The sequence below is a fragment of the uncultured Algoriphagus sp. genome (assembly GCF_963974365.1).
Lineage (GTDB): Bacteria > Bacteroidota > Bacteroidia > Cytophagales > Cyclobacteriaceae > Algoriphagus.
On record NZ_CAXBBX010000012.1, the window covers coordinates 80,595 to 94,683 of the forward strand.

General features: G+C 42.1%; 9 protein-coding genes. 8 read left to right on the top strand and 1 reads right to left on the bottom strand.

Features of this window, described 5'->3' with window-relative positions; translation table 11 throughout:
• Positions 1-64: 64 nt before the first annotated feature.
• The 8 genes from AACZ87_RS16655 to AACZ87_RS16690 all read left to right on the top strand — a co-directional run bounded on the left by AACZ87_RS16655 (position 65) and on the right by AACZ87_RS16690 (position 12,335).
• The gene (locus AACZ87_RS16655; RefSeq protein ID WP_339868860.1) at positions 65-3,352 is read left to right on the top strand and encodes a TonB-dependent receptor; all 3,288 of its coding nucleotides are present in this window, start codon (positions 65-67) and stop codon (positions 3,350-3,352) included.
• A 20-nt stretch (positions 3,353-3,372) separates the two neighbouring features.
• Positions 3,373-5,178, top strand: a complete 1,806-nt coding sequence (locus AACZ87_RS16660; RefSeq protein WP_339868862.1) for a RagB/SusD family nutrient uptake outer membrane protein — start codon at positions 3,373-3,375, stop codon at positions 5,176-5,178.
• A gap of 29 nt (positions 5,179-5,207) precedes the next feature.
• Positions 5,208-6,869: a DUF4957 domain-containing protein gene (locus AACZ87_RS16665; protein ID WP_339868863.1), complete on the top strand. Its 1,662-nt coding sequence runs from the start codon at positions 5,208-5,210 to the stop codon at positions 6,867-6,869.
• An 80-nt stretch (positions 6,870-6,949) separates the two neighbouring features.
• Complete coding sequence (locus AACZ87_RS16670; RefSeq protein ID WP_339868864.1) at positions 6,950-8,440, top strand: pectate lyase; 1,491 nt, start codon at positions 6,950-6,952, stop codon at positions 8,438-8,440.
• Between the two features lie 24 nt (positions 8,441-8,464).
• Entirely contained in the window at positions 8,465-8,848 is a 384-nt protein-coding gene (locus AACZ87_RS16675) for a VOC family protein (protein ID WP_339868866.1), read from the top strand.
• Positions 8,849-8,857: 9 nt separating this feature from the next.
• A complete protein-coding gene (locus AACZ87_RS16680) occupies positions 8,858-10,213 on the top strand; it encodes a pectate lyase (RefSeq protein WP_339868867.1) in 1,356 nt (451 codons plus the stop codon).
• A 72-nt stretch (positions 10,214-10,285) separates the two neighbouring features.
• Positions 10,286-11,308 carry a 3-dehydro-L-gulonate 2-dehydrogenase gene (yiaK, locus tag AACZ87_RS16685; RefSeq protein WP_339868868.1) on the top strand — a complete coding sequence of 341 codons (1,023 nt, stop codon included), beginning with the start codon at positions 10,286-10,288 and terminating at the stop codon, positions 11,306-11,308.
• Positions 11,295-12,335 carry a Gfo/Idh/MocA family oxidoreductase gene (locus AACZ87_RS16690; RefSeq protein WP_339868870.1) on the top strand — a complete coding sequence of 347 codons (1,041 nt, stop codon included), beginning with the start codon at positions 11,295-11,297 and terminating at the stop codon, positions 12,333-12,335. Before yiaK ends, AACZ87_RS16690 begins: the two co-directional genes overlap by 14 nt.
• Here AACZ87_RS16690 and AACZ87_RS16695 read toward each other — a convergent pair.
• Positions 12,332-13,978, bottom strand: coding sequence for an altronate dehydratase family protein (locus AACZ87_RS16695; RefSeq protein ID WP_339868871.1), 1,647 nt, complete (start codon positions 13,976-13,978; stop codon positions 12,332-12,334). The genes AACZ87_RS16690 and AACZ87_RS16695 overlap by 4 nt on opposite strands.
• Between the last annotated feature and the right edge of the window lie 111 nt (positions 13,979-14,089).

Genomic DNA, 14,089 nt, shown 5'->3' on the forward strand with positions numbered 1-14,089 from the left:
CTGAAAATTTGACGGATGCTCTTTATCCTTAAAAAGAGATTTTACAACCCAAAAAGCCAATGAAATGAAAAAAACTCTACCAGTATCGGAAAAGTCCCGATATCTATTTCTCTTAATTTGCTTACTGTGCAGCCTAAGTTTTCAGGCCTCTGCGCAAACTAGCCCAATCACTGGAACTGTTATAGGTTCAGATGATTTGCCACTGCCCGGTGCATATGTTACCGTAAAAGGTACAACGCGCGGTGTGGTCACAGATGTCGATGGAACCTACTCCATCCCTGCGGTTTCTTCCGAAACGCTAGTTTTCTCCTTTATAGGAATGGAAACTCAAAACATAGAAGTAGGAAACCAATCAGTCATTAATGTTACGCTCCAAGAAGACATGGCCCAGCTGGAAACAGTGGAGGTGGTGAGCTTTGGCTATGGAACAGTGAAAAAAACTGATCTGACAGGTTCCGTGGCCTCTATTTCCGGCAAAGATCTTTCCAAAATCCCTGTTGCCAGTGCTGCACAAGCGATCACAGGGCGACTTCCTGGTGTAAACGTCCTTACTACGGATGGTTCTCCTGATGCTGATATTGTCATCCGTGTTCGTGGTGGAGGCTCGATCACTCAGGATAACGCACCGCTCTATGTAGTGGATGGATTTATCGTGAGCAGTATCCGTGATATTCCACCTACAGATATAGAAAGTATCTCTGTATTGAAGGATGCAGCAGCGACGGCTATCTATGGTGCTCAGGCTTCCAACGGTGTCATTGTAGTGACTACCAAAACTCCTACAGCAGGCAAGGTTTCGGTTTCTTACAACAACTTTTTTCAATTCAAAATGCTGCCAAAGGATCGACGATATGAAGTGCTAGATCCCTATGAGTACGTGTTGGCAAATTATGAATATGCCAAATTAAGATCAGAAGCTGACCTGAAGAGATTTGAGAGATTCTATGGTGTTTTTGATGATTTAGAGCTTTACAAGCAAAAGCCAGGGACAGATTGGCAAGAGGAATTATTCGGAGACCCGAAACTGTCGATGTACCATAATATTTCCCTTTCGGGAGGTACTGACAAGACTAAAGTGATGCTGAGTGTGACCAATAATACCGATGAGGGATTGATGATCAATTCGGGTTACAAGAGAAATGTAATCAACTTCAAATTGAATCAGGTGCTTGCAAAAAGGCTGACATTTGACGCAGGTGCCCGTATCACCAATACGGTAGTTGACGGAGCCGGTACTTCAGGAAATGCTCAAATTAATATCAAAGACGCTGTACAAACTAGGCCTGTCAATGGTGTTGCTGATGAGTTGGAAATAGATTTAAATCAACTCAACTCAGAAGATGATTTTCAGTCATTCCTGTTAAGCCTTGTTAGTCCGGTAGAATTGGCTGAGCAAGATTGGAGAAAGCGTACAGATAACGATTTTGTGTTCAATGCAGGTCTTAACTGGAATATCGCCAATGGCTTGGATTTCAAAACGACTGTTAACGGTTCAAAATCATTCAGAGAAGAATTAAGGTTTTACGGACCATTGACAGGTGAGTCTTTCAATAATGGTGGTAGTCTGCCACTAGGTGTCAAAACTAATAGAGATGGTAATTCCTTAAGATGGTTAAACAGTGTGAACTGGGTTGTGCAAGGACTTGGAGATAAGCACAAGTTAGATTTCTTGGTTGGGCAGGAGATATATTCTACTGGAGGGACTTACAATATGATCCGTTCAGAGGATTTTAGATTGTCAATTACCCCAGAGGAGCTTTTTGCCAATATGACTTTTGGTCGTGTAGATAGATTAGAAACGAGTAACAATACAGATGCGAATAGATTCTCACTTTTTGGTAGAGTTAATTATCAATTCAACAATAGGTGGCTCCTGACGGGTACTGTGAGGGCAGATGCTTCCAGTAAATTTGCCAAGGAAAACAGAGTAGGTGTTTTCCCGGCCGTTGCTTTGGGATGGAAAATTTCCGAAGAAGGATTTCTTCAGAATTCAACATTTGTGGATGAGTTGAAATTGAGAGTTTCCTATGGAGAAACAGGAAACGACAGAATAGACGCTACCGCAACCCAATTCCTTTTCCAAGGATCTACTAATAAGGGCCCTGGTTTTGGCAACGTAGATAATGTGTATTATACGCCAAGTAGCTCAGTATTGTACAATCCTGACTTGGTATGGGAAACTACTATCAATAGAAACTTAGGTTTGGACTTTGCATTTATGCAGTCAAGGATCGAAGGTAGCTTGGATTTCTATTCGAATACTACCCGTGATTTATTGCTTCAATCCGCTATCCCTCCTAATACTGGGTTTAACTCTCAATGGGATAATATTGGTAGCACTTCAAACAAAGGTTTCGAATTGGGAATCAATGTTTACTTAGTAGATAAGCCTGATTTCTCCCTTTCTGTCAATTTCAACACTGGGGTAAACATCGCCAAGATTGAAGAGCTTGACGGTACCACAGATCGTTTTTTCCAATCCAACTGGGCAAGTACTGACTTGAATAATATAAATGATTACTACCTGCGTGTAGGTGGTAAATTAGGGGATATTTATGGCTATGTAAGCGATGGATATTATAGCGTGGATGATTTCCAATCGTATGACGCAGTTACAGGAAGCTATATACTTCAGGAAGGAATACCTAGCTCCGGAGGAGTAGTAGGAAACACCAACATCAAGCCTGGCTACATGAAGCTGAAGGATCTTAACGAAGACGGAGTAATCGACGCTAATGACAGAAAAGTAATCGGTAATGCACTTCCAAAAAATCAAGGTGGATTTGGTGTCAATGCTAGATGGAAGGGATTTGACATGCAGGCGTTCTTCAATTACCAATATGGTAATGACGTGTACAATACAGGTAAAATCCAATACAATCAGTTTAGAAGAACTACTTATGGCAACCTGCTGACCACGATGAGTTCTGATAATCGCTTCACTTACATCGATGTGGATGGTGGTTACACTGGAACTCCCGGTGAAGTAGTCACTGATCTTGTCCAGCTAGGAGAAATGAACGCAGATAAAAATATCTGGTCACACAGTAGCTTCGGCATAGCTGGAGCAGTTATCTCAGATTGGGCTGTAGAAGACGGGTCATTCATTAGACTGAATAACCTTACACTGGGCTATTCATTTGCCCGGGATTTGATTTCAAGAATTGGATTATCTCAATTGAGAATTTATGGTACCGGAAGCAATCTAAAATTGTGGACAGATTACTCAGGATATGATCCTGAAGTAAGTACGAGCCGTAGCAGCACTTACGCAGCCTTGACTCCGGGAGTTGATTACTCCTCATTTCCACGAAGCCGCTCTTATACGGTGGGGTTAAATATTACATTTTAATGGATCTGAATTTTAAACCAATGAACATCAAACATATAGTAATAGCAGTTGTCGCAGGCATGAGTTTTTCTTGTGACGACTTCCTTGAGCCGGAATCACTTTCCACCTTCGATACGAATTACATCTATTCCAATGTAGATGATGCCCGGAAAGGGGTTAATGCAATCTATGCCAATTTTGGTCAGGATGCTTTCCGTTCCCGTCTTTCAAACAACATGGCGGGAAATACAGATATAGAACATCAAAGTGGCTGGACCAGCTCTTCGGATCGATACCAGATTTGGGATCTGAATGCGCTAGAGACAAACAGAGATTTGGATATTGTGTGGACCTATGCATACCGGGCCATCCGGGATGCCAATATTTCTATCGAGGGACTTCGTGCCTCCGGTAAATTGGAGTCAACGGATGTGGCAGAGGCGAAAACAATGAATCACCTGCTGGGTGAAGCAATTACGCTGAAAGCATATTGGTACAGCATTTTGGTGTATTATTTCGGTGATGTGCCTTATGTGACTGAAGCTCCTAAAGCAGGTCTTGAATTTAACCTTCCAAAAGAAGACCGTAATGTGATTTTATCCGGAGTGATTACGGATATGATAGAAGTAGAGGAAAAAATGCTTTGGGCAGATGAAACTCCTTTTGGAATCGAGCAGGTAACTAGAGAATATACGCTGGGCATGATTGCCAGAATCGCCTTGCAGCGTGGAGGATATTACATTAAAGAAGATCTATCCCAAACTAGAGATGGAGATTATTTGGAGTATTATCAGATCGCAAAAACCTACACTCAGAAGTTGATGCAGCTGAAGGATCGTGAACTTCCTTCCGATTACCGACAGGTATTCCTGAATCAGTCTAAATTCATTTCTCCGGTAAATGCAGATGTTCTTTTCGAGGTACCATTTGCGCTAGGAAATGGTGACGTGGCCTGGAACATCGGTATTACAGTAGAAGGTGGCCCAACTGCGGCGCATAGCTTCGGATCCGGGAATAACTACATGGCAATTCCTCCTACCTACTACTTCTCTTTTGATACCCTGGATGTGAGAAGAGATGTGACTTGCGCACTGTATAAGATCAATACCAATTTCGAGAAGGAATTTGTGAATAACAGAACAAATATCGCCCAGGGTAAATGGAGTAGATCGTTTTTGGAGAATCCTCCGGGAGCATCCTCTGCAAAAGGAACTGGAATCAACTGGCCAATGATGCGCTATGCGGATGTGTTGTTGATGTTTGCGGAAGCTGAGAACGAGTTGAATGGACCCACAGCAGAGGCACAGGAAGCTCTGAAAAGAGTGAGAAGAAGAGCATTTAGCGATGACCTTTGGGCAACGCGAGTAGATGGGTATGTGTCTAATATCTCAGCCAGCAAAGAGTCCTTTTTTGAAGCGATTGTGGATGAAAGAGCTTGGGAATTTGGTGGTGAAATGATCCGTAAATACGAATTGATTCGCTGGGGAAATTATGCTGAAAAGATGGAGGAAACCGTCGAAGGCTTGAAAGAAATGGCTGATGAGGCTTTCAATGGTACGGGTGATTTACCTGATTACATGTACTGGAAAGTAAATGAGTCTGGACAGTTTGTGCTTTTGAATCCTAATACAAAAGTGGTGGCTCCGCCAGATGATACATGGAATCAAGTTCCTTTCTTGTTGAGTCTACATAATGAGACGCTTCAGTATGAAGAATGGATCACAAAGGATTGGGCTAACTACTACAATGGACCAAATCCAGGTGTAGCACGCTACATTTTCCCGATTCCTTCCACAGCTATCAACAATAGCCAGGGGACATTGACCAACGATGGTTATGGATTTTAATGAGGCTGTCAAAATCTAAAAGATCAACAATGAAAATTCTAAATAGAAATATAAAAACAACTCTTTTTATGCTTTTGATAGCTGTTTTGGCAGTGTCAGCATGTAAGGAAGATGAAGAGATGTTCGAAGAAACGAGGTTGTTCAGACCTGTTTTGAACGAAGACTTGTATTCAGAAGGGAACACGATTATTGTCAATCAGGGTAATATGAAAAGTGCTATTTCCTATACACTGGAAGTGAGTCGGGATACATTCAACACCATTGAGTATGTAATTGAGACAGATACTTCTTATATCGAGATCAATAAAGCGCTGATAGGAGAGGAGCTTTTCTGGAATACGCTTTATCAAGTTAGATCGACAGCTAGAGCTGCAGATCCGCAGTTTGATAGCAAGGCTTCTGATTTGGGAAATGTGCGTACACAGCGTTTTCCTACCATCCTGAATAATCCTGCTGTCTACGATGTCACAGATATCGCTGCCAGAGTCACTTGGGTGAAAGCTGGTGCTGCCGTGACTGGAGTGAAAGTATTTGCCGCGGATGACCTGCAGTTGAATACTCCGCTATTTGATGAGCAGATGGTCACGAGTGAGGAAGAGGAAAATGCGGAAGTGATTGTAGAAGGATTGGATCCTGAGATGGAATATCAGATTGCTATCTACAGTGAAGAAGTACTAAGAGGTTGGGTGAATTACACCACACGTGTGGCAGATATAGACCCAACTGCTCCTGGAGTGATAGATATCCGCGATAATGAAAGTCCAAGTGCTGTGGCAGACGCGGTAGAAGTGGCAGCGGATGGAGATCTTATCTTGGTGAAAAGAGGAGTGACTTATGACCTACCTTCTGAGGCATTGGATAAATCTATCACCATTCAAGCTGCTTATGGTTTCGGCGAGCAAAAAGCAAAACTCTATACTACAGGTAACTGGAATATAGCCGAAGGAGCACAGATTGACCACATCAGATTTATTGATTTGGAAATTCGAGGTGCTGATTACTCTGGAGATTACGTATTCAATCCGAATACTAAAAATGTCAATGTAAAAGAACTTCTTTTTGAAAATTGCAAGATGGGCACTTTCAGAGGCATTCTAAGAGTAAGGGGAACAGTAACTATAGAAAACTACCTCATCAAAAACACCTTGGTGGATAGTATTGGGGGGTATGGATTGCTCACTACGGATACAAATCCAAGTGATGGTGAGATGACGGCGAATGTTCAGAACATCGTTTTTGAATCTTCTACTTTCAATAAAATCCAAGGTGGGATCACTTCCAGAAACAATTCTACTTCCATTATTATTGATGGATGCACCTTTGGGAATTTCATTAGCCCTGGTGGACTGATGTTCCGCTACAGAGGAGGTGATGGAAATAACAACGTTACAAACGGCATCAGTATCACCAACAGTATATATGGACACGCATGGGACGAAGCTGAAGCAGAGAATTACGGAATACGAGGTATAGAAGGTCTGGAAAGTACCAACTTCAATTTGGTGAACAATTACAGCACAGGAGATTTTAGTTTCTCAGGAAATGAAATTCCAGGTTTCCCTGTCGGGAACTATTCAAAAGGTCAAGCGGATCTTTGGGTAAGTCCAGCAATTAATGATTTCAATTTCAAAGACAGTGGTTTTGCCGGAAGATTTGATACAGGTGACAAGCGCTGGAGAGTTACATTATAGGAAAGTATTGGGTTATTAATTAATTGAGAAAAGGTGTGGTTTTGCCACACCTTATTCTTTTCAACCCAAATTAAAAGCCAATGAAATTGATAAGTAAGCTATTATTTATATTCTTATTTCTTTTTACAGGAACTGCCTGTAGCGACTCTGAAGAGCCAAATCCGGTGGTGGATGTGGATGAGGAAATTGAAGAAGTGATCTCACCTTATGAAGGTTTGCATTATGCATTCCCTGGTGCGGAAGGATTTGGTCAGCTGACGACTGGTGGTCGTGGGGGCAAAGTCTTTTATGTGGACAAATTATCTGATGATGGTTCCGTCGGAACTCTTCGCTATGCGGTCAATCAATCAGGTAAACGGACCATTGTGTTCAATACAGGAGGCACGATTCAGCTTAAATCCAAGCTTCAGATTAATTTTGGAGACATTACCATTGCTGGTCAAAGTGCTCCTGGAGATGGGATTACAATTCGCGATTTCCCTGTAGTGATCAATGCTGATAATGTTATTATTAGATACATTCGATTTAGAATGGGGGACGAAGCCGAGCAACAGGCAGATGCTTTGGAAGCACGTTTTCATAAGGATATTATAATTGATCATTGCTCGATGAGCTGGTCTACGGATGAAACAGCTACTTTCTATGCAAATGAGAACACCACATTGCAATGGAGTATTATTTCTGAAAGTCTGAAAAACTCAGTTCATGAAAAAGGATCTCATGGCTATGGTGGAATCTGGGGTGGAAAAAATGCTTCTTTTCACCATAATCTTCTGGCACATCATGATAGCCGAAATCCACGGCTTGGAGAGGAAGCTGGAAAAGCTTTTGCTTTGACTGACCTTGTCGATGTCAGAAATAATGTGATTTACAATTGGGGATCAAACAGTGCTTATGGTGGCGAAGCTATGAATGTGAATATTGTCAATAATTATTACAAGCCTGGTCCTGCTACGCCTTCCGGTTCTAAGCGAAATCGAATTGTATCAATTGACAAGAATAAAAATGAAGGAACTGAGGTTTATAATATCTGGGGTAAGTTTTTCGTCGATGGAAATGTGATCGAAGGCAGTACTTCAGCTTCTCAGGACAACTGGACTTATGGTGTGCTGAATCAGTTTCACAACAGTTATGGAACCGTTCCACAAACCGATATCGATGGGTTTCGCTTAACGGCCCCACATCCAATCAACGATAATGTGACAACACATACAGGCGAAAAAGCACTGGAACTGGTATTGCTTCATGCAGGAAGTTCTCTGAAAAGAGATGAAGTCGATTTAAGGATTTTGGACAATGTCACGAATAATTCCTATTCCTTTGAAGGATCGCTGGGTTCTACGAATGGCATTATTGACTCTCAGGCAGATGTGGGCGGATGGCCAGAACTAGCAGCTGGAACACCAGTTATTGATTCTGATAAAGATGGGATTCCTGATGCTTGGGAAAAATCCAATGAGCTTGATTCAAATCTTGCTACAGATGCAGCGAAAATTAAACCAGGAACGCCCTACAGCTATTTGGAGATTTACCTAAATAGTCTGATAAAGGATTTTCCATTGAGTAATTGATTCTAAAAAAAAATATACCTAAAAATGAAATTCGAACACTTTGCACTAAACGTTTCTAATGCATCAGCAGCTTCCCACTGGTATGAGGAGCATCTTGGATTGAAAGTGGTGAAGAAAATGGCAGAGCCACCGTACATGACATTCTTGGCGGATGATAGCGGGACGGTGATGATTGAAATTTATTCCAATCCGAAAGGTGAAACGCTTGATTTTGAAAAACTTCATCCACTTGCGGTGCATCTCGCATTGGTTTCTGAAGATCCAAGCGTAGACCGGGACCGTTTGGTGGAAGCTGGAGCTAAGGTGATTTCTGATGATATTTTGCCTGATGGTTCTCATCTTGTAATGGTGAAAGACCCTTGGGGGTTGGCACTTCAGTTATGCAAGAGAGCTATTCCTATGATCTAATCTTTGTCTATGATTCTAAAAAAAATTGGTGGATTTGGTTTGATACTGCTGCTTTCTTTAAGCTGTAAAGCTCAGGAAGTTAGCATAACTAAGAGTGAATTTTTAGTAGAAAATGCAGGTAAAACGTTGGCTTTTCCTGGTGCTGAAGGATTCGGGAAGTTCACCACAGGTGGTCGGGGAGGGAAGGTTCTGGTGGTAACTAACCTTAACGACGATGGACCAGGCTCACTTCGGGATATGATCCAGAAAAAAGAGCCTAGAATTATTGTTTTCGCTGTTGCAGGAAATATCAAGTTAAAGTCAAGTCTCGATATCAATTATGGGAACCTGACTATCGCGGGACAAAGTGCTCCTGGTGGCGGAATCACACTTCAAGGCTATCCTATCAAAGTGAAAGATGATAACGTTATCATTCGATATATCCGAAGCCGACTAGGCGATGAGCTCAACGTTCAGGACGATGCCATGAGTGCGATTCGGGTGAAAGATGTAATTATTGATCATTGTTCGTTGAGCTGGGCTACAGATGAATGCGGGTCGTTTTATGATAATGAGAATTTCACGTTGCAGTGGACGATTCTATCAGAAAGTCTCAATATTTCTGTTCACGAAAAAGGGGAGCACGGTTATGGAGGGATTTGGGGTGGAAAAAAGGCTTCTTTTCTCTATAACCTACTCGCAGATCATAATAGCCGAAATCCTCGTTTTAACGGCGCTCGCTATCATAAAGAGCCGGAAAAAGAATGGGTGGATTTCCGGAACAATGTAATCTACAATTGGAAGGGAAACAGCTCGTACGCCGGAGAAGAAGGGCAATACAATATTGTAAATAATTATTACAAAGCCGGTCCAGCAACCAAGTCAAATCGTGATAGAATCGTTGAGCCTTATAAGCCGTATGCGAAATTCTATGTGGATGGAAATGTCGTGGAAGGATTTGAGAAGGTGAGTGCAGCTAATTCTTTGGGGATACAGGGAGTCGATCCGGTAGAAGTAGAAGTCTCTACTGTATTTGATTTTGCAGGAGCAAAAACAATGACTGCTAAAGATGCTTTTCAGGCAGTCTTGCAGGATGTTGGTGCAAATTTCAGTCGTGATGTGATCGATGTTCGGATACTAAAAGAAGTTGAATCTGGCGAAAATGAGTTTGGGGAAAATGGAATTATCAACTCCCAAACAGAAGTAGGAGGCTGGCCTTTAGTAAATCCAGGAGAAACAAAACTAGACACCGATCAAGACGGAATGCCAGATGATTGGGAAGAGAGGAATGGCTTGAATCCTAAGAATCCTGATGACTCCGTAGAATTTACTTTGGACAAAAAATACAGTAATGTGGAGGTTTATTTGAATAGTTTGGTCAACTAATTTTTGCAAAGCAGGTAAAAGTGAATCATTGATTTTATCTTAGAGGATATCACGCTTAGAACCCAACTTTTAATGGTCGATCTTTCAATTCCTTTCGAAGAAGTCAGTAAAACTCTAAAAGATATATTACTCAAATATGGATTTACAGAGGAGCGGGCGCAGCGATGTGCCCATCTTTTTGCCAAGGCTGATCTGGATGGAGTGCGTTCACATGGCGTAAATCGCTTTTTCCTGTTTCTGGACTTTATTAAAAAAGGATTGGTAAAACCTGATCAGGAACCTGTTGCTTTAAGTCAATTGGCGATGTTTGAGCGATGGGATGGTAAATTAGGCGTGGGGAACCTCAATGCTGATTTTGCCATGAAACGTGCAATTCAACTTTCGAAAGAATTTGGAATCAGCTGTGTGACGTTGCAAAACACCAATCATTGGATGCGTGGTGGGAATTTTGGTTGGCAGGCTGTGGAGGCTGGATGCATCGGAATTTGTTTTACGAACACCATTCCCAATATGCCGGCTTGGGGTGGAAGTGAACCGAAAATTGGCAATAATCCCCTCGTAATAGCTATTCCCCGAGCAAAAGGACCAGTGGTGTTGGATATGGCTTTTACTCAGTTTGCCTACGGAAAGCTTAGTATTTCCAAAGCCAAAGGGGAGCAGATGCCTTATGAAGCTGGGTTTGACAAGGAAGGTAATCTCACCAAAGATCCCGGAACTGTACTTGATAATCACCTAGGTTTACCGATAGGATTATGGAAAGGCTCAGGACTGAGCATGGTTTTGGATATGTTGGCAGCTGTGCTTTCCGGAGGAAATGCTTCATTTGAAGTTGGAAGCTCTGGCCATGAAAGCGCCGTTTCTCAGGTTTTCCTTTGCTTTGATCCAACCAAACTCGAACTCACTGAATGGATAGAAACTAAGTCTGGTGCACTGATTGGAGATTTGAAAAGCTCAGCAACGTTTGCTGATAAGTCAGTCAGATATCCAGGAGAGAATACCTTAGAAACCCGAAATATGAATCTTAAAAATGGAGTTCCGATTTCAGAAAAACTCTGGAATGAACTTCAAAATGAATTGAAAAATGAGAAGTTTTAAAATAGGAATTATTGGAACTGGGGCGATCACTGGAAAGCATGCAGATGCGATTGCTGAAATTGAAAATGCTGAATTAGTTGCGCTTTGTAGTAGTTCACCTGAGCGGGCAAAAGCCGCCCAAGATAAATTCGGTATTGACACTTACTCAGATGTTTCTGCTTTTTTGACCCATCCCGAGCTTGATATTGTATGCATTTGCACCGCGAGTGGCCACCACATGGAAGCTGGTTTATTGGCAGCAAAAGCAGGTAAGCATTTGTTAATTGAGAAACCTATTGAAATTAATGTGACCAGAGCTGATCAGCTGATTGATGCCTGCGAAAAAAATGGTGTAAAATTGGGTGTGATTTTCCAGAATAGATTTTCGGAGGATTACATGAAGCTAAAGGCCGCAGTTCAAGAAGGGGAATTTGGGAAACTACTGATGGGAAATGCACATGTGAACTGGTACCGAGCTCCAGAATATTACAGCAATAGCCCATGGAAAGGAACGCTGGAAGGAGATGGAGGAGGAGCTTTCATGAATCAGGGGATTCATACCTTTGATTTGCTACTTGATATCATGGGCGATGTGAAGTGTGTATTTGCAAAAGTAAAAACCTCGCTACATCCTATAGAAGGAGAAGATCTGGGGGCAGCTTTGGTCACTTTTGAAAATAAAGCCTTGGGAAATATTACTGCCTCTACGGCTTTGTATCCAGGTTTACCTGAGCGTTTGGAGATTTTTGGAAAGTGTGGGTCCGCCGTTTTGGAAGCAGGAAAATTGATTCAATGGAGTATTCAGGGAGAGGAGCCGGAACCGATTATTGCTGATACCAATTCAGGGTCAGGTGCTGCAGATCCGATGGCAATTGGCCATGCGCTTCACAAAGCTCAATGGGAGCATTATTTGAATGCCATTGAAAATAATGAGCCCGTTTTAGTAGAGGGAAATATGGCTCGGAAATCAGTTGAGCTGATCCGAGCCATTTATAAGTCCTCTGAATTGGAGAAGGAAGTTGAGCTCCCTTTTCTTGATCATGCTTAAAGAGAAACTCCTCTTTTCCAAGGGATAAAGTCATCTTGGCCGAGAATCATTGCTTTTGATTTCTCTTCACCACTGGCTACTTTGATTACTTTCTCCAGGATTTCTTCTCCCATTTGCTGTATGTTTTTCTCTCCTGAGATCACAAAGCCTGTGTTGATATCTATGATATCCGGCATGCGCTCGGCAAGTTTGTGATTGGAAGAAACTTTGATCACAGGAGTGACAGGATTGCCAGTAGGTGTACCTAGGCCTGTTGTGAATAAAATCATATTTGCGCCAGCTCCAGCCATAGCCGTGGTACTTTCTACGTCATTTCCAGGTGTGCAAAGCAAGTTCAAACCTGGCGTATTTACGTATTCACCATAGTCGAGCACATCAGTAACAGGGGAAGTTCCTCCTTTTTTGGCAGCGCCAGACGACTTCATGGCATCAGTGATCAGACCGTCTTTGATGTTTCCCGGACTTGGATTCATATCGAATCCAGAGCCTGAAGCTTCAGCAGCAGCTGCATACAGTCGCATCAAGGTGGAAAAACGTTCTGCCTTTTCATCAGACACACATCTGTTGATCAGCTCTTGCTCTACACCGCATAGCTCTGGGAATTCAGAAAGAATAGCTGTTCCTCCTAACGCTACCACCAAATCAGCAGCATAGCCTACAGCTGGATTTGCTGAGATTCCAGAGAATCCGTCAGATCCACCACATTCCAAACCAACCACCAACTTGCTCAGTGGAGCTGGTTGACGAGTTTGGGTGTTGGCATCCGCCATTCCTATAAAGGTCTCTTTGATAGCTCGGGTGAGCATCTGCTGCTCGGTACCTTCTACCTGCTGCTCCAGAATGATCAAAGGTTTTTTGAAATCCGGGTTGATGAGGCGAAGCTTTTCTTCCATAAAAGAAGACTGCGCATTTTGACAACCCAAGCTCAAGATCGTCGCTCCTGCTACATTAGGATTGTTGATGTAACCAGCAATAATTGCGCAAAGAGCCTGAGAATCGGTTCTTGTACCCCCGCAACCAGTTTGATGATTTAGGAATTTGATTCCGTCTATATTTTCAAAAAGTCTTTCTTCTGCTTTCTCAGCAAAGGTCTCTACAGAAACTGAGTCAAAAGAATCTTTTTGACCTAACTTATAAAGACTTGCCATTTCCCGCACCATTTTCTTAAATGGATTTGGTTTCCCGAAACCAAGCTCTTCCAAAAAAGCATCTTTGATGATATCCACATTTCTATTTTCACAGAAAACCATTGGGATCACCAGCCAGTAATTTCCAGTACCAACCTGTCCGTCAGGACGGTGAAAACCCATAAAAGTTTTATCCTTGAATTTGCTGATATCAGGAGCATCCCATTTGTATTCGCCGGATTTTTGACCAAAATCTTCCGCTTCATGGGTTACATTCTGTGTGCTAAGGACCCCTCCAGAGGGGATCGCTGACAGCGTTTTGCCTACAATTCCGCCATACATAAAGACTTGATCCCCCTTAGCTAATTCGTTTATGGCGAACTTGTGCTTTGCTGGTGTGAAGTCTTTAATATTGATAGTCAGTCCATTATGTTCTACTTGTTCACCTGCTGTAAGATCCTGCAAAGCGACCAAAACATTGTCCTTGGGATGAATTAATAATGTCTTATGGTTCATTAGAATTAATTATTATATTGCGCAATCGATTGCGCAATTTATATTATTCATTTGCAATAACGAAAATCCTTAATGAAAATTAAAATATTTGTGCAGATGTACTAAAATCAA